This is a genomic window from Kouleothrix sp., assembly GCF_046328425.1.
Lineage (GTDB): Bacteria > Chloroflexota > Chloroflexia > Chloroflexales > Roseiflexaceae > Kouleothrix.
The window spans coordinates 77,470-96,869 of sequence record NZ_JAXLWP010000008.1 but is presented as its reverse complement, the minus strand read 5'-3'; the positions used below and the strand labels follow the sequence as shown (position 1 = coordinate 96,869).

The following is a 19,400-nucleotide window of genomic DNA, read 5'->3' as shown; positions in this document are numbered from 1 at the left end:
CTCGCTCACCGCTGCTGGCGCGCAATCAGCGAAATATCGGTCACCTGCGAGATGTAGTCGTGGCCGTTGCCATAGATCGCGATCGAGTCGATATAGCGCGCCGACTTGAGCAAGTCGAAGGTCGGGTCGCGCAGGTCGAACTCCAGCCGGAACCACAGCGCCTGGTTGCTGACGGCCTGGTAGACATACTGGCCGGCCGGCGCGATCGGCTTGTTGAACGACGAGCGGTAGAAGCAGATATAGCGCTCCTCGGGCGCGTCGGCCGGGCCATCGCGTTTGAACCGGAAGCGCACCGTCACCGGGCACTCATTGTTCGTCACCCCAGCGTCGGGCACGCTCTGGCTGATCACCCGCGCCCACATCGCGAAGCGCAGCGAGCGATATTCGGAAATATCCAGGTCGAGCGTCTGCTCGATGCCATAGCCGTACGATTTGCTCTGGTTGCCCTGGCGCTCGAACTGCGCCAGAAACACCGTCTGCTGGCGCGGGCAGAGAAACGCCGACGGCGTGGTGGGGTGGCAGGTGCGGTAGATCGTCATCTGCGCGGCGGCGCGCTCGGCGTCGCTGACGGTCAGGTCGAAGTCGAAGCCGTGGGTGGCCCAGGTGCTGATCCCATCGGCAGGCGCGCCGGTCATATAGCGCTCGAAGTTGCCGTCGCGGATCAGGTTCCACTCGGCCGGCAGCGGCCCGCTCACCGCGCCGGTGTCGTCGATCTGGGCTTTCTGGCCCGGCACCAGCGCCTGGCCGCTCGCGCTACCGCCGATCTCGGCGCTGCCGTCGCGCACCGCGATCTCGGCCAGCAGCGGCGCGCCAGTGCTGCTCAGCCGCGGCAGGCGGGCGTCCTTCTGCGGCACCTCGATGCTATAGCTGCCGCCAGGCGCCAGCGTCAGGCGGATGTCGTTCGAGATCACCACGGTGTAGCGCATATCGGCGTACGCCTGGCCCTCGCCACTGGGGATGTCGTAGCGCACATACCCGGCCGACTGCGCGAACTCGACCTCCTGGCGCTGGTGCGACCAGCGCGATACCTGAAACTTGCGCATGGTCAGGTCGGCGCCGGTGGGGTAGGCCCACAGCTGAATATGCGTGCGGTCCGGCAGCAGCACCGAGGCCACTGGGCCATAGCCGGCCTGCGGCACGGCCAGCACGCGGTCGTTCTCGCTCAGCGGCTGGCACGACTCGGTGATCGGCGGGATGGCGCACGGCTTCGACGGCGCGGTGCGGTTCGCGCTGTCGCGGCGCTGGTAGCTGACGCCGGCGAGAGCATGCACGCGCACAAAGGCGCCCTCGGCCTTGACCATAGCGGTGGTGTAGTACCACCACGCGCTGGCGCAGGCGCCGGCCACCACCAGGCAGAACACCAGGAAAAAGCTCACCAGCATGAGCCAGGCGCTCGTTTCGGGGCGGGTGCGGCGGGATGGACTGAGGGTTGGCGAGGATTCGGCCATACGGTTTGCAGCTCTGAGTCTTGAGTTCGCGGTGCCACTCAGCGCACACAATGTGCGCAGGTGGCGCGCTCAGCCTTCGGCAGCAGATGCGCGCGGAGAACCGCAGGCAAACGTGCCGCATCGAGGGAGCCGAATAGCCCGACTGCGTATGTCACAGCTCAATACACAGCCAGGTAGCGGTCGAGCTCCCACTGGCTCACGGCGAGGCGGTACGAGTCCCATTCCTGGGTTTTCGCCTCGACAAAGCGCTCGAGCACGTGCGGGCCAAGCGCCTCGCCGATCACCTGGTCGCGCTCGAGCTCGGCCAGCGCCTCGCCCAGCGAGCCCGGCAGCGTCTCAAGCGCGCGGGCGCGCGGGTCGACGTGGTATAGATCTTCTTCGGCGGCCTCGGGCAGCGGCAGCTTGCGCTCGATGCCGTCAAGCCCGGCTTTCAGCATCACGGCGAATGCGAGGTACGGGTTGCACGAGGGGTCGGGGCAGCGCAGCTCGATGCGTGTGGCGTGCGGGCGCTGCGGGCTGATCCGCGGCACGCGCACCAGCGCCGAGCGGTTGGTGCGGCCCCAGCTCAGGTACACCGGCGCCTCGTAGCCCGGCACCAGCCGCTTATACGAGTTCACCAGCGGCGCCAGTATCGCGATCATGCCTTTGGCGTGGGCCAGCAGACCGGCGATGAAGTGGCGCGCCGTGGCCGAAAGGCCGTACGGCTCGTTCGCGTCGTAGAACAGGTTGCGGCCGGTCGCACTGTCGCTCAGGCTCTGGTGTACGTGCATGCCGCTGCCGTTGATGCCGGCGATCGGCTTGGGCATAAACGTGGCGTGCAGCCCCTGCTGCTGGGCAATGGCCTTAAGCGTGGTGCGGAATGTCACGGTATGATCGGCAGTGCGCAGCGCCGGGCCGTATTGAAAATCGATCTCGTGCTGGCCGATCGCCACCTCGTGATGCGCGGCCTCGACCTCGATGCCGAACTCGGCCAGCGCGCGCACCATCTGGCGGCGAATATGCGTGGCCATGTCGGTCGACACGTCGAAGTAGCCCGCGACATCGTGCGGGTCGGGCAGCGGCCGGCCGTTGGTATCGGTTTTGAACAGAAAGAACTCGAGCTCGGGGCCGACATTGTAGACCATGCCACGGCGCGCGGCCGCGTCAACCGCCTGCTTCAGAATATAGCGCGGGTCGCCGGCGAACGGCTTGCCATCGGGCGTATACACATCGCAGATCATGCGCGCGGTCGGGAAGCCGGCGGCCTGATCCCACGGGATCGGCGCGAAGCTGTCGAGATCCGGCACGAGGAACATATCGCTCTCGGCGATGCGCGCGAAGCCCTCGATCGACGAGCCGTCGAACCAGACCCCATGGTCGAGGCAGTCGTCGAGCTGGCGCGTCGGGATGGTCACATTCTTCACCATCCCGACGATGTCGGTGAACTGCAAATTGATAAACTCGATCCGCTGATCGGCGACGATCGCGCGGATGCTCTCGTTCGTATGCGCCATGCTCCCCTCATTGCCGATTGCAGCCGGCAGCCGCGCGCCACGAGCCGCTCAGCCGGCACGCTGGTACAGCACCTGGTAGCCGCCATTGCGCGCGCCGACGGCGGTGACGCGGTAGCGCAGCCGGCCCTGCGCATCGGTGCGCACGCTCCCCGATCGCGACACCGACTCGGACGGGCGGCCCTTCACCACCAGCGCGGTGCTGCCGTCGTCGTTGATCAGCTCGACCTGAAGCTCGCCGCGCTCGGCCTGCACGATCACGATCGCGCTGAGCGTCGCGCCCGCCGCCCCGGTGTCGAGCGTTTGCTCCTGGCGGCCGTCGGCGCCCACAAACGCGGCGCTGATATTCCCACCGTCGGGCAGCACGTCCGACGAGACCTGCCCGCCAGACATAAACATGCAGCCGCTCAGGCTTAGCGCCAGGGCGGCTAGCAGCACGAAGCGCGCCGGCGCGGCCGGCAGCCCGCGCCTACCCATACGACTCAGGCCGGCTGTCGCTGTTAAAGGTATGCTCGATCGCGATCTGCTCGAGGCGCAGCGGCTTGCGCTTCACCACGCGCAGGTTGGTCTCGCAGTTCGCGCACACCACTTCGGTATCCACAAGCACATACTCCTGGAATGCCAGCTTCTGCTTGCACACCGGGCAGGTGGCAAATTCAATGGCCAAAGAGAACCTCCTCGGGATTGCCGCACGCGACATGGGCAAATAGCATGCAATTACAAAAAGAGTGAGTCGACAAACGCCTGCGCGTCGAACATGGCCAGGTCGCCGATCTTCTCGCCGGTGCCGATATAGCGGATGGGCCGCTCGATATCCTGGGCAATCGCGAAGGCGATCCCGCCCTTGGCAGTGCCGTCGAGCTTGGTCACGGCCACGTCGGTCACCTCGACCGCCTGCATAAACGACTTAGCCTGAAGCACGCCGTTCTGGCCGGTGGTCGCGTCGATCACCAGCAGCACCTCGTGGGGCGCGTCGGGGATGCGGCGGCGGATGATATTGCGCAGCTTCTCAAGCTCGCGCATCAGGTTGGCCTTGGCGTGGAGGCGGCCGGCGGTGTCGACGATCAGCACATCGACGTTTTGGGCCAGCGCGGCCTCGACCGCGTCGTACACCACCGCACCGGGGTCGGCGCCCTGCCCGCGCGTCACAACCGGCACGCCGGCGCGCTCGGCCCATGTTTCGAGCTGCTCGGTGGCGGCGGCGCGGAAAGTGTCGGCGGCAGCCAGCAGCACATTCTTGCCGAACTGGGCCTTCAGCCGCTGGGAAAGCTTGGCGATCAGCGTGGTTTTGCCGGCGCCATTGACGCCAACCACCAGCAGCACATACGGCCGGGCCTGGGCTGGTGCGCGCACCTGATCCTGGAACACGCGCACCATCTCGGCTTTGAGCATATCTTTGGCCTCGCGCACGCGCTTGACGCCATTGCGATTGCAGCGGTCGCGGGTGCGGTTCACGAGGTACTGTGTGGTTTCGACGCCCACATCGGCCTGGATCAGCAGCGCCTCCAGGTCGTCCCAGAACTCTTCGGTGATCGGGTCGTCGACCGCGAACAAGCCGGAGATCTGGCCGAAAAAGCCGCGGCGCGCCTTTTCGGTGGCCTGGTCGATCTTCTGCTCTTCCTGCTGAGCCTCTTCCTCGGTGCGTGGTGCGTCCTGGCCTCGGCCAAATAAACGTCGGAACATCGATCAATATCCTTTAGCGTGCTCGGTTTTGCTAGCGCGGCGCGCCGCGATGGAACCGAACACAGAGGGCAAGCGACTACGGTGCGGCAGCCATGAGACTTCATCGGAAGCAGGGGAGCCGGAGGGGCGAAGCCCCAAGCCCCGCCATTTTTAATACGGTCTATTATAGCGTTTCAGCGCGCATTTGTACAAATGGGCAGGGCGCGACGCGCCCTGCCCATCTCGCGAAGCCTCAGGTTGACCTTGGCCGGGCGCTAGCCCCAGCCCAGGTCGTCGGGTTTGCTCTGGCGCTTGCGGCCGGGCTGCCCGCCCGCGCCTTCGTCCTGCTCGTCGCCGCTCAGCTCTTCTTCCATCATCTGATCGACCAGCTCGTCCCAGTCGTCGCCGGCCTCGTCGCCAAGCTCTTTGCCCAGCTTCTTCGCCCAGCGCGCGATCGAGCGCGGGTCGTTTTCGTCGAGCCCGGCGAGCTTGGAGGGGTCGGCCAGGTTTTCAAAGCGCGCCTCCTCCGATTTCACCACCGCCACGCGCGACACCGCGCGGCGCACTGCGGTGTTGCCGCAGCGCGGGCATGCCAGGCCGGCCGGGTCGGTGAAGCCGCGCACCAGCTTTTGAAAGCGCCCGTTGCACTCGGGGCAGATGTATTCGTAGATCGGCATGGTGTTTCCTGTTGCAGGTTGGCGGGTTGCAGGTTGGCTGACCCAAACATCACTATTCTGGCAAGTTCTAACCCCTCAGTGCCTTGATCGCCAGCGGCAGGCGGGGCAGCAGGTCGCCGGCGAGCGTGCCCATATCGCCCAAGTCGTCGCGCAGCAGCCGGCCGGCGGCGCTATGCAGGTACACGCCCAGCACGGCCGCGTCGAACGGCGCCATGCCCTGGGCCAGCAGCCCGGCGATCGCGCCGGCCAGCACATCGCCGGTGCCGGCGGTGGCCAGCGCGGGGTTCGCGCCGTCGTTCACCACGCTGCGGCCGGCCGGGCTTGCCACCACGGTGGTAGCGCCCTTGAGCACCACCACCTGGCCCCATGTTCGCGCGGCGTCTTCGGCGGCCTGCACGTGGTCGTCGTTCAGCGGCTCGGCGCCGAGCAGGCGCTGCATCTCGCCGGGGTGCGGCGTCAGCACGCAGCGCTCGCGCGGCAGGTGCTCCCACCACTGATCAATCTGGCCCAGCAGCGTCAGCGCGTCGGCGTCGATCACGGTTGGCGGTAGCTCGCGCCGCTGGGCATCGGCGGGCTTGCCGGCCACGGCGCCAACGCGGAAGCCGATCTGGCCGCGCTGGCGCGGCGCGTCGACACCCAGCAGGCGCACGAGAAACTCGCGGGTTGGCGCCTCGCGGCCCAGGCCCGGCCCGACCAGCAGCGCCTGGAAGCCGCCGAGGTGCGCGAGCGCCTCGTCGGCGGCGGCCTCGCCCAGCGCGTTCCAGTCGGCCTCGGGCAGCGGCCGCAGCGTCACCTCGGGCAGCCGCCCCGGCCCCGCCAGCGCGCTGCGGCCGGTGGCCAGCGTCACCACCCCGGCGCCGACGCGCGCGGCGGCGGCGGTGGCAAGGCTGGCGGCGCCGGGGTACAGCGCCGATCCGGCGATCACCATCACCTTGCCAAACGTGCCTTTATGCGCGTCGGTGGGGCGGGCTGGCAGCAGCGCGCGCGCGCCGGCCGCGTCGATCGTTTTACTCATGTGCTCCTCCAAGCTCTCTGGTGGGATTCCTATCTCGGCGACCTCGATCGCGCCGGCGTAGGCGCGGCCGGGGTGCTGCAGCAGCCCGCGCTTGGCCAGGCCGGTCGCCACCGTCACGTCGGCACGAACCGCGCTGCCGAGCACAGCCCCGCTGTCGGACTGCACGCCGGTGGGCATGTCGATCGCCAGAACCCGGCATCCCGCGCCGGTGTCGCCGCGCGGCGGCCCGGCGTCGCGCGCGTTAAGCGCCGCGACTATGTCGGCCAGCTCGCTCGCGACCGGCCGGGTGGTGCCTATACCTAGCAGCGCGTCGACTGCCAGATCGGCCGTGGCCAGCTGGCGCCGCAGCTCGGCCTGGCCAGGGTCGGCGGCAGCGGCGTGCTCGGCGATGCCGCGGGCGCGGCAGCGCGCCCAGTTGGTATCGTCGGGCGATGCTTGGCGGCGCCAGAGATACAGGGCCACGTGCGCGCCGGCGTCGTGCAGGTGCCGGGCAGCCACCAGGCCATCGCCGCCGTTGTTGCCGGGGCCGACCAGCACCAGCACGCGTTTGCCGTTAGGGTGGCGCAGCAGCCGCACGGCCGCCTGAGCCACGCCCCAGCCGGCCTGCTCCATCAGCGTGGCCCAGCTGGCGCCGGCATCGACGGCGGCCTGCTCGAGCGCGCGCATCTGCGCGGTGGCGACGAGGCGCATCAGCGCAGTAGCACAAACAGCGCCACCAGCAGCGCCAGCACCACCACGCCGGCGATCACCCAGGCGATCGTCACGCTCCGCTCGCGCGCAGGCGCGGCAACGGCTGGCGGCTGGGTATACTGCTGCACATACTGCTGGTACTGCTGCGCGATCAGTTTCTCGATATCTTGCTCGGGCTCGGCCGGCGCCTCGGGCAGCGGCGGCGCAGGCATGTGCGTCGTAGGCGCCGTCTGCGATACGGCCGGGCCTGCGACAATCGGGCGCGGCGGGGCTTCGTCGAGCTGCGGCAGCCGGACGGTCGGGTTGGCGGCGCGCAGCGGCGGCGGGGGCGGGATAGCCGGCTGGCCGACCTGATTAGCGCGCTGCTGAGCCTCGTGGCGGGCGCGCTCCTGCGCGTCGAGCGCGGCCTGCAGCAGCTCGTTGGCGTCCTCGTTCTCGGGGTCGAGATCGACGAGCTTGCGCAGCTGGCTGACTGCCTCGTTGTAGCGGCGGCTCTGGAATGCGTCGAGGCCCAGCTCGTACAGGCCGGTCATCTGCACGCGCGATTGCTGCTGCACCTCGAGCTGGGCGGCGGTGTCGAGTAGCGCCGCCGACATCTCGGCGGCCGTCTGGAAGCGCGCGGCCGGCTCTTTAGCCAGCGCGCGATCGAGCAGCGCCTCGAGCAGCGGCGAGAGATCGGGGTTGAGCGTGCGCGCCGGCGGTGGCGGATCGTACACGTGCTTGGTGAGCACGGCCATGGGCGTGTCGGAGTCGAACGGCACGCGGCCAGTCACCAGCTCGTACAGCACCACGCCGGCGGCGTACAGGTCGGTGCGGGCGTCGATCGGCCGGCCGGTAGCCTGCTCGGGGGCCATGTAGGCGGCGGTGCCGATGATCTGGTTAGCCAGCGTCAGGCGCTGGTTGTCGTTCATCAGCTTGGCGATGCCGAAATCGGCCAGCATCGGCCAGCTCGGCGAGGGCATCAGCACATTGCCGGGCTTGATATCGCGATGGATAATGCCGCGCTTGTGCGCGTAGTCGAGCGCGTCGAGCACGTGGCTGGTAAGCCGCAGCGCCGTGACCGGCTGCATCGGCCGGCCGAGCATGTCGGCCAGCGAATTGCCGTTCTCGACGTACTGCAGCACCAGGAACAGCAGGGCGCCCTGCTCGCCGAAATCGTACACCGGCAGAATATTGTGGTGCTGCAGCGCGGCGATGGCCCGCGCCTCGCGCTTGAAGCGCGCGGCAAACTGCGGGTCGCGGTTCGAGGAAAGCACCTTCACCGCCACAAAGCGATCGAGCGAATCCTGGTAGGCTTTATAGACCGTCGACATCCCGCCGCGACGGACGATCTCGATCAAGTGGTATTGATTCAGCCGCGTATCGATCAAATCAGACATCGGGGCGCCTCTCTACCCTTCTTCAGGCACGATCGTCGATAGAGATGACGTCGGCGGGCGGCGAGCGCCCACTCGCGATAAAAAAACCGGCGTAGCCCGGGCAGACAACGCCGGGGATCGCGCGGCCGGCTTATGCCACCTGTACAATAGAACGAACGGCGGTGGCGCTTTGGTTGTATCTGGCGGGCGACGATGCGCGCATGATCAGAAGTTGGACCAGATTCGGATCACCAGTTATTTTACCACTCGGCCAACCGTTGTCAATCGTTCCCAGGCGTGATACAATGCCGCATACGCCCAAAGTGTAAAGGTATTGAGTAGCCAGATGGCTCGTGCAACCCCGGGCATTCTGACGTATCGCCGCGCCGAAGGCGGCGAAGAGCGGATCAAACTGCGCCAGGATGTGACGACGCTTGGCCGCTCGGATTCGTGCGCGGTGGTGATCGCGCTGCCAGTGATCTCGCGGCTGCACGCCCGGATCGAGCTGCAGCACGATCGCTACGTGCTGTTCGACGCCGGCAGCGCCAATGGCACTTTTGTGAATGGCAAGCGGCTCGAGCAAGGCGCCCAGCTCAGCACCGGCGACGAGATCTGGCTCGGCTCACAGGATGTGGCGCTGCAATTTTCCGACCCCGAAGAAACGCTGGTGATGCAGCCGAACGTGCTGCCGCCTGCTCTGTTTATCGACGAAGACGCGCGCACTGTGCAGGTGTATGGCGTGCCAATGCAGCTGAGCCCACTCGAGTACGGGCTGCTGCTCCACCTGGCGCATAACCCCGGCACGGTGTGCACGCGCGAGGGCACGTTTCTGGCGGTGTGGGGCCAGCCCTACAACCACGCCACCTGCGAAGACGCGCTGAACGCCTGTATCGCCAAGCTCAGGCGCAACCTGCGCAACGCCGCTGAGTCCGTTGGGCGCGAGCCGCCGCCGATCACAACGGTGCAACGTGTCGGCTTCCGGCTCGACGCCGAAGTTACCTTTGCGCCCGGCGCCGGCCGCTCGGCGGCGAGCTACAGCGGAACATAGCAGCAAGCGCCACTTTTCAGACAGCTGCTCAGAAAATCGATCACAAATATACCAAGCGCCATCATACGCGCGGACGTGCGCGCGTGCTATGATTGGCAGCACACCCCGCCAGCGCAATCTCTATCCCGCGCACTAGCACAGAAGCGAAAAGCGATGTCAGACGACCAGAAAAACGCGAACCAGCCCAGCGGCGATAGCCTCCGCGAGACCGGGGTGGTTCGGGTGATGACCTCGACCAGCATCCACAAGCACCCGACCGCGTTTATCAATACGCGCCTGCCGGTGCTCGAAGTCGCGCTCGATACCGAGAAGATGACCAAGCACTTCGAGCCGCTGCTGGCGGTGCTGGCCCGACCTGGCCAGTCGCCAGCGGTGAAATACGCCAAGCTGCTGGCCTACAAGCAGGGCAATCGCGGCCTGATCCACTACGAGATCACCGGCACGCAGTACGGCGACACCTGCGTAGTGTACGGCAAGCTGTACCCCGAGCTGGTGCAGGCCGAGCGCACCTGCCAGACGATGCAGTCGCTGCACGACGACTGCTTCCGCTCTTCGCCGGCGCTGGGCGTGCCGCGCGCGCTCGGCTGCATCCCCGATATGTCGATGCTGGTGTACGTGCCGGCCGATGGCGAGATGCTTGGCGACGTCTTCGGCGCCGACAACGCGCTGCGCTACGTCGATATGGCCGGCGAGTGGCTGGGCATGCTGCATAGCTTCCCGCTCAAGATCGAGAAGCACTTCCGCCTGGCCACCGAGCTGGTGAACGTGCAGGCGTGGGCGGTGCTGGTGGGCCACAAGTACCCTGAGTTCGCCGATGACGCCATGCGCATCGCCAAGCACCTGCAGGATCACGCCAGCGAGATGGCCTTCGAGACCCAGTCGCCGATCCACAAGGACTTCCACTACGGCCATATTCTGGTCGACAAGGGCCTGAAGGTGATCGACTTCGACGAGATGCGGCTCGGCGACCCGAACTTCGACCTGGCGCACTTCTGCGCCAACCTGCACCTGCTGGCCTACCGCGTCAAAAACTCGCCCTACCAGTTCTCGACGCTGCAAAGCGCGTTTCTGCGCGCGTATGCGCGCGTGACCGACTGGGAGCCGAACGAGCGCTTTGTGTACTTCTACGCCTACACCTGCCTCAAGATCATGAAGCAGCTGTGCAGCATGCGCGGGCTGCGGCCACGGCCCGAGGGCGACGAGCAGCGCAAGCAGGTGCAGCTGATGCTTGAGCAGGGGCTCGGCGCGCTACCCAACGCGACCCGCCAAAAGCTTTCGAGCAAGTTTGCCACGATGATCATGAACGACGAGCGCAAGTAGTTTAGGGCTTAGGCAGCAGTACTATCCTCCGTATCGTGTGCGCTTTTTCCGCGCGGAGCGCGGAAAAAGCGCACACAGAAGATCAACACGCACCATGCTGCCGCAGGCTCAATCGCGTACCGTGAGGAAGCCGAATCACGCACGTGCGTAACTCCTATAGTTATGAGGTATGAATGCTGAGCTTTGCACGCGCGTCTGCAGGCAGCGCAAAGCTCGGCACTCAACACGAGCCTATGCAGCGAATCGGCTATATCCTCCGCAGCTACCCACGGCTGTCGCAAACGTTCATCGTGAATGAGATCTTGGCGCTTGAGCAGCTGGGCGTGCCGCTGCACCTGTTTCCGATCACCGACCCGCGCGAGCCGATCGTGCAGGCGCAGGTGGCGGCGGTGCACGCGCCGGTGGCGTACCTCGAGCATGCCCGCCAGCGCGGGGCGCGCGCGCTGCGGCGCGAGCATATGGCTATGCTGCGGGCCGCGCCGGCGCGCTACGCCCGCGCCCGCCGCTATGTGGCCGGCCGCGCCGACCTCGATCAGGGCTACACCAGCGCCAGCCGGCGGGCCTGCTTCGACTACGCGGTGCACCTTGCGGCCCTGCTGCGCCAGGCCGCGCGCGCAGGCCAGCCGATCGGCCACCTGCACGCCCACTTCGCCCACGACCCGACGCTGGTCGCGCTGCTGGTGCAGATGCTCACCGGCGTGTCGTTCAGCTTCACCGCGCACGCCCGCGACCTGGTGCAGATCCCGGCGCACGTGCTGGTCGAGCGGATCGAGCGCGCTACGGTGATGCTGACGTGCTCGGCAACCAACCTCGACTATGTGCGCGAGGTGGTGCCGCCGCAGCTGCAGGCGAAGGTGCGCTTGATCCATCACGGCGTGAACCTCGCGGGCTTCCGGCCGCTGGAGGCCGATGAGGCCGGGCGCGAGCCGCCAGGCGCCGGGCTGCCGCAGATCATCGCCGTCGGCCGGATGGTCGAAAAGAAGGGCTTCCCCGACCTGATCCGCGCCTGCGCCGAGCTGCGGCGGCGCGGGCTGGCGTTCGGCTGCACGCTCTACGGCGACGGCCCGCTCGAGGCCGAGCTACGCGCGCTGGTAGCCGAGCTGGGCCTCGCAGGCACTGTGGCGCTGCCGGGCGCGTGCAGCCAGCAGCAGCTGATCCCGCACCTGCAGCGCGCCGACGTGTTCGCGCTGGCCTCGTTTGTGACCGACGACGGCGACCGCGACGGCGTGCCGAATGTGCTTGTCGAGGCTATGGCCTGCGGCGTGCCGGTGGTGAGCACGCGCGTAGCCGGCATCCCCGAGCTGGTGCGCCACGGCCAGAATGGCCTGCTGGTGGCGCCGCGCAACGTGGGCGCGCTGGCCGACGCGCTGGCCGAGCTGCTCGGCGACGCCCCGCGCCGCCAGGCGATGGCGCGCGCCGCGCGCCGCACCGTAGTGGAAGAATTCGACCTGCAGGCCGCCGCGCGCCAGATCGCCGGGCTGTTCGAGCGCGCAATGGCGGTTGAAGCCTGAAACACCCGAGGTCCATCCAAAACGCCGACTTCGCAACGTTTGATGATCGACTCGTTGAACCGCACCGAAAGCCGCGCGCGGCTGACGCATAGCAGCAGAGGATATCGCCATGCAGTCAGTTCAGGTCGAACCGGCCACATCACCCGGCGCCGACACCCATCGGCTCGTGCAGATCGCCCAGAACACCCAGACGATGGGCCACTACCTGACCCCGCTGTTTTTCCCCGAGCATCCCGGCCACGAAGTTGAGTGCCGCATCCTCGACATGAAGTACGAGGTCGGCGAGTACTGCACGCTGCTCTACCAGCTTGGCCGGCGCATGGTGATCGGCACGTTCCGCTGGGGTGAGGCCGAGGGCGATCTGCCCGCCAGCGCGCGGCTGATCGAGCCGCTGGGCATGCAGGTGTACAGCTTCGAGCAGGACCCGGCGCTGCCCGGCCTGCCGGTGGCGCTCGACCCGCCGCGCATGCGCGCGGCGCTGCTCGACGCGCTGCCCGAGTACCGCGACGGCGCGCGCGAGCTGGTGAGCGTGCGTGCCAGGCCGCTGCGCTACCGCCCGGGCAAGCGCTGCACCATGCGCTTCGACATCTGGGAGCGCGCTGGTGGCGCGTACGCGCGCCGCACGCTGTACGGCAAGGCCTACCACCAGCTTGGCAAGGCCGCCTCGGTATTCAACGAGATGCGCATGCTCGCCGAGAGCGAGGCGGTGCGCTCGGGCCGGGTGGTGCTGGCGCCGGTGGCGGCGTTTCTGCCTGAGCTGATGATCGTGCTGCAGGGGCCGGTCGAGGGCGAGCCGCTTGAGCTGTTCCTCGAAGGGCTGCAGGGCAGCGCCACGGCCGGTGACCAGCGCGGCTGGGATGGCGTGATTCGCTCGGCCGACGCGCTGGCGGCGGTGCACACCTCGGGCGTCGCCACCGACCGCGAGCGCCCGATCGACAAAGAGCTGAAGCGCTTTGTCAAGCGCGCCTCGCAGGCCGCAGCGGTAGACGAGGCCGGCGGCGCCAAGCTGCTGGCCCTGGCCAACGCCCTGCCGGCCTGGCTGGGCCACCTGGCGCCGTGGGGCGAGCAGATCACGCTGGTGCACGGCGACTGCAAGCACAGCCAGTGCATGCTCACCGAGGCGGGCGTGGCAATTCTCGACTGGGATCACTGCGGCATGGCCGACCCGGCCACCGACATCGGCACCTACCTGGCTACCTTCCGCCAGATGGGCCTGCACCAGACGCTGAAGTCGCGCGGGTCGCCGGCAGCCGTGGCGCGCAGCCAGTGGCTCCGCGCGCTCGAAGACGCATTTCTCGACGCGTACGTGGCCGCCAGCGGCTTTGGCGAAGGCTTCTACTACCGCGCGCGCTGGTACGAGGCCGTGGCGCTGATGCGCAAAGCGCTACGCGCCTTCTCGCGGGCGCCGAAATCGCCCATGCCGCTGGCGCAGGTCGAGGCCGGCTGGAATATCTTGCACGATCTGCCGCCAGCTGCCTGAGGCCGGCGGATCGACGCGGGTGTGAAGAATCTCATTCCGGCCTGCGGCCGGCCGTGGTACAACAGTACGAGTATCCCCCACTTGTGGAGAGAGAAAGAACTATGAGCAACGCGAAGGCAGTTCCCGCAAAGGCAGCTGCACCTGAAAAGCCGGCGCAGAAACAAAGCGAGCTGGGGCATATCATCCGGCTGCTTAGGCGCTTCGTCAAAGGCCAGGGCCAGCCGTTCGTGCTCGGCTTCCTGCTTTTGCTGGCCGAAACCCTGACGGCGCTGGCCGATGGCCTGCCGCTGGCGTACGTGCTCGACTACCTCGCGAACCCGGCGAAGAATCCCGATGTGCTGCTGCTGCTGCAGCGCTGGACGGGGCTGCAGATTCCGGCGTTCGCCTCGCCGCTGGTGATGACCGTCGGCGTGATGGCCGCGCTGGTGGTGATCATTGCCATGCTCAACAGCCTGACCGACTCGCTCTCGGAGATCTACCTGGCCAAAGGCGGGCGCCTGCTGGGCTTCAATATGCGCGTGGCGCTCTACTCGCACCTGCAAAAGCTTTCGCTCTCGTTCTATGGCAAGCAGCGCACTGGCGACCTGCTGACCCGCGTTACCGGCGATGTAAGCGCGATCGAAGAATTCATGACTTCGTCGCTCTCGGATATTGTCGGCGGCATTCTTACGCTGGTTGGCACATTTGCCCTGCTGCTGTATCTCTCGCCGCAGATGGCGCTGGTGGCGCTGGTGCTGGTGCCTTTGCTGGCCTCAATCTCGAACTATTTTTCGCAGCGTGTCAAGGCCGCCTCGAAAAAGGCCCGCGCGCGCGAGGGCGATCTGGCGGCCAGCGCCCAGGAGATGCTGACGTCGATCCGCGTGATCCAGGTATATGGCAGCGGTTCCAGCCAGATCGAGCAGTTCTCGAAGCAGAGCGCCAAAACCATGGAGGCATCGCTCGAGGCTGCCGGAATCCAGGCGCGCTTTAGCTTCACCTTCAAGGTGATCGAGTCGGCAATCCTGGCGCTGATCATCTGCCTTGGCGTGTTTCTGAACTTGCAGAACATCATCGCGCTCGGCACACTGGTGTTCCTGGTGAAGAAGATCGACGATATGTTCAAGCCGACCAAGAAGATCATCAAGGAGTGGAACACGGTCGGCAAGATCTACGCCAGCGTCGAGCGCATCGCCGAGCTGATGGATCGCGCGCCAGCCGTGCAGGACGCGCCAAACGCGCTCCAGGCGCCGCGCTTCCAGGGCTTCATTGAGTTCAAGCACGTCAGCTTCGCCTACATGCCCGAGCCCGAGGATCTCAAGGGCGGCGCTGCTGCGCAGCCACGGCTGGCGCTGCGCGACGTGAACTTCTCGATCGCGCCGGGCGAGGTGGTGGCACTGGTAGGCGGCTCGGGCGCCGGCAAGAGCACGATCGTGCAGCTGCTGCCGCGCCTGTACGACCCGCATATTGGCGCGATCACCGTCGATGGCCAGGATCTGCGCGCGTTCACGCTCGAGTCGCTGCGCGGCCAGATGAGCATGGTGCTGCAGGAGGCGATTCTGTTCACCGGCACGGTGGCCGAGAATATCTCGTACGGCCGCCCCAACGCCACGCGCGAGGAGATCATTGCCGCAGCGATGCAGGCGAGCGCCCACGAGTTCATCGAGAAGCTGCCCGACGGCTACGACACAGTGCTGAGCGAGCGCGCCAGCAACCTCTCGGGCGGCCAGCGCCAGCGCATTGCAATCGCGCGCGCGTTTATCCGCAACACGCCGATCCTGATCCTCGACGAGCCAACCACCGGCCTGGACGCCGAGTCGACCGAGCTGGTGCAGCTGGCGCTGCGCTCGCTGATGCGCGGCAAGGCCACCGTGATCATTTCGCACGACTTGAACTTGATCCGCCAGGCCGACAAGATCATCGCGATCAAGGAAGGCGCGGTCGAGCAGGTTGGCACGCACAAAGATCTGCTCAAGCGCGGCGGCCTGTACGCCGACCTGTATAGCAAGCAGTTCGGCGATGTGGTGGCCGAGCAGGGCGGCCAGATGAGCAGCACGCCGGCGCTGGCCGAGCCGGCCAGGCCGGCCAAGCCGGCCGCACTGCCCAAGCCGCCAGTGCCTTCGGTGCTCGACGAAGACGAGCCCGAGGAGGACGAGGACGAGGTTGAGGTGGTGACGCCAAAGGCGTTCCAAACGCTGATCGGCAAAGCGCTGCCGACCCCGGTGTCGCAGAAGGCGTTCCAGACGCTGATGATGCAGGCGGTGCCGGCCGCCCCGGCCCAGCCGGCGCCGGCCGCCCCGGCCGCCCCAGCACCAGCACCGGCCGCTCAGGCGGCCCCGCCACCAGCGCCAGCCGCCGCACCGGCGCCGGCAGCACGCTCGCCGCAGCAAGCCCAGGTGATGCGCGCGCTGCCGCCGCAGCAGCCGGCCGCACCGCCGCCCGCCGCAGCCCAGCCGGCGCCCCCAGCGCCGCAGCCGCCCGCGCCGCAATCGCCTACGCCGCCGCGTGCCGCGCCAACCGCGCTGCACAAGACGCCGCTGCCCATGCCACGGCCGGTTCAGCCGAACCAGCCGCCGGCCCAGCAGCCGCCCGCACCGCCCACACCGGCGCAGCCAGCCGCGACATTTGAGACCACGATGCTGCGGGCGATCCCGCCGACCCCGCCCGAGGCCCAGGCCGCTACCGGCCGCACCGAGCTTCAGCCGGCGCCCAAGCTCGCTCAGCCGCCAGTGCAGGCCGGCCAGGCCGGGCGCTCGGGGCTGCGCGGCGAGCGGCTCGACCTGCTGAACAGCCAGGCGTTCCGCGAGGAGTTCCCCAGCGCCGCGATCGCCTTCGACCCGGCGGCAATGCGCGAGCAGATCCAGGCGACACTGTTCGGCAAGGCGCGGCCAAACTATACGATCGAGAAATGCGAGCTTGACCAGGCCACCTACCTGCCCCGCGAGGGCGTGGCGCTGCGCTACGAGGTGGTGGCGAAGGATCGAATCACACTGCAGACCATTCAACCCATGGTGGTGGGCATGGTCTTCGCCAACCAGCTGCGCTGCGCGCTGTATATGCGCGACAAGCTGGCCCCGCTGGTTGAGCTGATGCGCGGCCGGCCTGAGATTACGCCTTTCGCCACGCCAGCGGCGATCATCGAGCCGCTGAACATGATCCTGCACGTGTTCCCAATTGATGGCGAGCTGCCCGCGCTGGTGCCGGCGACCGACCCGCAGCATATGGCCGAGCTGTTCCGCGAGGCGCTGCCCGAAGCGCACGACAGCGCGCTCGAAGTCGAGCGCTGCAAGGTCGAGCTGGTCGACTACGCCCGGCGCTACCGCGCGGTGCTGCGCTACCAGGTCGATGGCAAGCAGCCCGGCACCAGCCGCGCCGAGCGGCGGACGGTGTACGGCAAGGTGTTTACCGATAACACCGGCGCGCTGGCCGGCCCGGTGACGGCGGCGCTGCGCGAGCGGCTGCAAAACATCGGCGCGCGCTACCGCTTCGACGTGCCGCGCACGCTGGCCTGGCGGCCGGACATGCAGCTGGTGCTGCTCGAGGCCATCCCCGGCGAGCCGGTGATCTCCGACCTGCTCAAGGCCCGGCTGCGCGGCAAGCCCGCCACGCCCGGCATGCTCTCGCTCGAAGAGATGATCGACGTGTGCGCCCAGGTGGCGGCGACGCTGCACACCTCCGAGATCAAGCTCGGCCGCCGCCGCTCGCTCGACGACGACCTAGCGACGCTGCGCCAGGGCTTCGCCGATATGGCGCGCTACTCGCCCGAGCTGGCCGGCCGCCTGATCGGCTGGCTCGAGCAGCTGAGCGCCTACGCCGAGCAGTCCGACTCGCTGCAGGCGGGCTTCTGCCACGGCGACTTCACCTACACCCAGCTGATCTTCGAGGGCAAGCAGGCCGGCCTTGTCGACTTCGACTCGGTCTGCCAGGCCGAGCCGGCGCTCGATCTGGGGCACTTCCTGGCCTACCTGCGCGTGGCCGGCCTGAAGGCCCAGAAGCTGGCCGACGGCACATCCGCGCCGCTCGCCGACGACCTGCGTGAGCGCTTCCTGCGCACGTACACGCGCGAGATGGGCAGCCGCATCGACGACGCCGAGCGCCTGCGCGTGCGCGTGGCGGTGTACCAGATGGTCAGCTTGCTGCGCCGCGCGCTGCGCAGCTGGCAGAAGTTCAAGGGCAGCCGTCTCGAAAACGCGATCGAAATCATCGAGGAGGAAATGGCGTGTCTACCACAGCTCGACTACTAGACGCATCGCGGCAGAGCGCGATCTTCGATGGGCTGCGGCGCTTCATGGACGCGCCGGCGTGGCTCGGGCCGGCGGGCGACGCTGCGGCCGTGCGCGCGGCGCTCGCCGCCGACGTGCCCGACTTCGCCAGCGGCCGTCTGACGCTGCACTCGGTCAGCATCAAGCGCCTGCGGCTCAAAAAGGGCCAGGAGGGCTGGACCGGCCAGATCGAGGCGAAGGTTTCGGCGCCGGGCGAGGCCAAACCCCGCGCGAGCCTGCTTGCGGCCCGGCTGGTGCCGCCTGGCTTCGCCGAGCCGGCTGTGGCCACCCCCGATGCGCCGTTCGGCAGCGCCGAGTGGCACGTGTCCCTGCCCGCGCTGCGGCTCGAGCGGCGGCCCCAGCCCGAAGACCCGGCGCTGCCGGCGCTGCCGACGCTGACCGACCCGGCCAGCGCGCGCGAGCTGCTCGAGCGCGGCATCCGCACCTGCTCGCCCGGCTATGCCGACCTCAGCATCGCCGCCGTCGAGATCAAGCACCTGCGCTACAAGCCCGGCAGCCGCGCCACCGTGGTGTATGGGCTTGAGTACGCGCCCGAACACCAGTCGCGCGGCTGGCCGCCGATCGTGGTGGCCAAAACCTACAGCGGCAGCAAAGGCCAGAACGCCTACGACGGCATGGCCGCGCTGTGGCGATCGGGCCTCGCCGACGGCGCGATTGTGACGCTGGCCGAGCCGCTGGCCTACCTGCCCGAGCTGAAGGTGCTGGTGCAGGGGCCGATCTTCGAGGATCAGACGCTCGAAGACCTGGTGAAATCGGCGGTAGCGGCCAATACGCCCGAGGCGCTGGCCGAGCTCGACGCGTTCATGAACAAAACCGCCGACGGCCTGGCGGCGCTGCACTTATCCGGCGTCGAGTACGGCGAAGTGATCACCTGGGAGGACGAGCTGGCCGAAGTGCGCGAGGTGATCGGGCGGCTGGCCGGCATGGTGCCCGAGCTGGCCGAGGCCGCCGAGCCGCTGCTGCAGCGCCTCGAAGCGCTGAATGCCGACACGCCGCCCGACCCGATCCGCCCGGCGCACCGCGCCTTCCGCCCGGCCCAGGTGCTGCTGCACCAGGGCACGATCGGCTTTATCGACTTCGACGGCTTTGGCCAATCCGAGCCCGCGCTCGACCTCTCGCGCTTCACGCGGAAAACCCGCGCGCTGGGCATGGACGCCGCGAATGTCGACCCGAACAGCCCGGCCGGCGCCGAGCGCCAGCGCCAGATGGAGGCGATCTGCGAGGCGTTTCTCGCGCGCTACGAGCAGCACACTCCGGTGTCGCGCCAGCGGATCGCGCTGTGGGAAACGCTCGACCTGCTGACGCTGGTGCTGTACTGCTGGACAAAGGTCGAGCCCGAGCGCCTGAACGCCACCATGTCGCTGCTCGAGCGCCACCTGCGCGTCAGCGGGCTGCTGGCGGCGTAGCCCGGCGCCATACGCACCTTGCGGGCCTGCACCCGG

Annotated in this window: 14 protein-coding genes; 6 read left to right on the top strand and 8 right to left on the bottom strand. The window is 67.9% G+C overall.

Going from position 1 to position 19,400, the window contains the following annotated elements; genetic code table 11:
- Window positions 1–5: 5 nt before the first annotated feature.
- The 8 genes from U0177_RS08980 to U0177_RS08945 form a co-directional block, all read right to left on the bottom strand.
- On the bottom strand, window positions 6–1,448 hold the full coding sequence (locus U0177_RS08980) for a hypothetical protein (RefSeq protein ID WP_409570275.1): 1,443 nt from the start codon (window positions 1,446–1,448) through the stop codon (window positions 6–8).
- A gap of 158 nt (window positions 1,449–1,606) precedes the next feature.
- On the bottom strand, window positions 1,607–2,941 hold the full coding sequence (locus tag U0177_RS08975) for a glutamine synthetase family protein (protein WP_409570274.1): 1,335 nt from the start codon (window positions 2,939–2,941) through the stop codon (window positions 1,607–1,609).
- Window positions 2,942–2,989: 48 nt separating this feature from the next.
- Entirely contained in the window at window positions 2,990–3,415 is a 426-nt protein-coding gene (locus U0177_RS08970; RefSeq protein ID WP_409570273.1) for a hypothetical protein, read from the bottom strand.
- Entirely contained in the window at window positions 3,408–3,605 is a 198-nt protein-coding gene (locus U0177_RS08965; RefSeq protein ID WP_409570272.1) for a hypothetical protein, read from the bottom strand. The genes U0177_RS08970 and U0177_RS08965 overlap by 8 nt, the downstream gene beginning before the upstream one ends.
- 50 nt (window positions 3,606–3,655) lie before the next feature.
- Window positions 3,656–4,621 carry a signal recognition particle-docking protein FtsY gene (ftsY, locus tag U0177_RS08960; protein WP_409570271.1) on the bottom strand — a complete coding sequence of 322 codons (966 nt, stop codon included), beginning with the start codon at window positions 4,619–4,621 and terminating at the stop codon, window positions 3,656–3,658.
- A gap of 254 nt (window positions 4,622–4,875) precedes the next feature.
- Window positions 4,876–5,277 carry an FmdB family zinc ribbon protein gene (locus U0177_RS08955; protein WP_409570270.1) on the bottom strand — a complete coding sequence of 134 codons (402 nt, stop codon included), beginning with the start codon at window positions 5,275–5,277 and terminating at the stop codon, window positions 4,876–4,878.
- A 67-nt stretch (window positions 5,278–5,344) separates the two neighbouring features.
- Window positions 5,345–6,982: an NAD(P)H-hydrate dehydratase gene (locus U0177_RS08950; RefSeq protein WP_409570269.1), complete on the bottom strand. Its 1,638-nt coding sequence runs from the start codon at window positions 6,980–6,982 to the stop codon at window positions 5,345–5,347.
- Complete coding sequence (locus tag U0177_RS08945; RefSeq protein ID WP_409570268.1) at window positions 6,982–8,361, bottom strand: protein kinase domain-containing protein; 1,380 nt, start codon at window positions 8,359–8,361, stop codon at window positions 6,982–6,984. The genes U0177_RS08950 and U0177_RS08945 overlap by 1 nt, the downstream gene beginning before the upstream one ends.
- Before the next feature lie 325 nt (window positions 8,362–8,686).
- Between U0177_RS08945 and U0177_RS08940 the strand changes: the two genes are divergently transcribed.
- From U0177_RS08940 to U0177_RS08915, 6 genes are all read left to right on the top strand, one after another.
- Window positions 8,687–9,388 (top strand): FHA domain-containing protein, encoded by a 702-nt coding sequence (locus U0177_RS08940; protein ID WP_409570267.1) that lies wholly within the window; start codon window positions 8,687–8,689, stop codon window positions 9,386–9,388.
- 153 nt (window positions 9,389–9,541) lie between these two features.
- A complete protein-coding gene (locus tag U0177_RS08935) occupies window positions 9,542–10,708 on the top strand; it encodes a phosphotransferase family protein (protein ID WP_409570266.1) in 1,167 nt (388 codons plus the stop codon).
- A gap of 233 nt (window positions 10,709–10,941) precedes the next feature.
- Window positions 10,942–12,219 carry a glycosyltransferase gene (locus tag U0177_RS08930; protein ID WP_409570265.1) on the top strand — a complete coding sequence of 426 codons (1,278 nt, stop codon included), beginning with the start codon at window positions 10,942–10,944 and terminating at the stop codon, window positions 12,217–12,219.
- A gap of 109 nt (window positions 12,220–12,328) precedes the next feature.
- Window positions 12,329–13,699 (top strand): phosphotransferase family protein, encoded by a 1,371-nt coding sequence (locus tag U0177_RS08925; protein ID WP_409570264.1) that lies wholly within the window; start codon window positions 12,329–12,331, stop codon window positions 13,697–13,699.
- A 101-nt stretch (window positions 13,700–13,800) separates the two neighbouring features.
- On the top strand, window positions 13,801–17,919 hold the full coding sequence (locus U0177_RS08920) for an ABC transporter transmembrane domain-containing protein (protein WP_409570263.1): 4,119 nt from the start codon (window positions 13,801–13,803) through the stop codon (window positions 17,917–17,919).
- On the top strand, window positions 17,895–19,364 hold the full coding sequence (locus U0177_RS08915) for a hypothetical protein (RefSeq protein ID WP_409570262.1): 1,470 nt from the start codon (window positions 17,895–17,897) through the stop codon (window positions 19,362–19,364). Before U0177_RS08920 ends, U0177_RS08915 begins: the two co-directional genes overlap by 25 nt.
- Window positions 19,365–19,400: the final 36 nt, after the last annotated feature.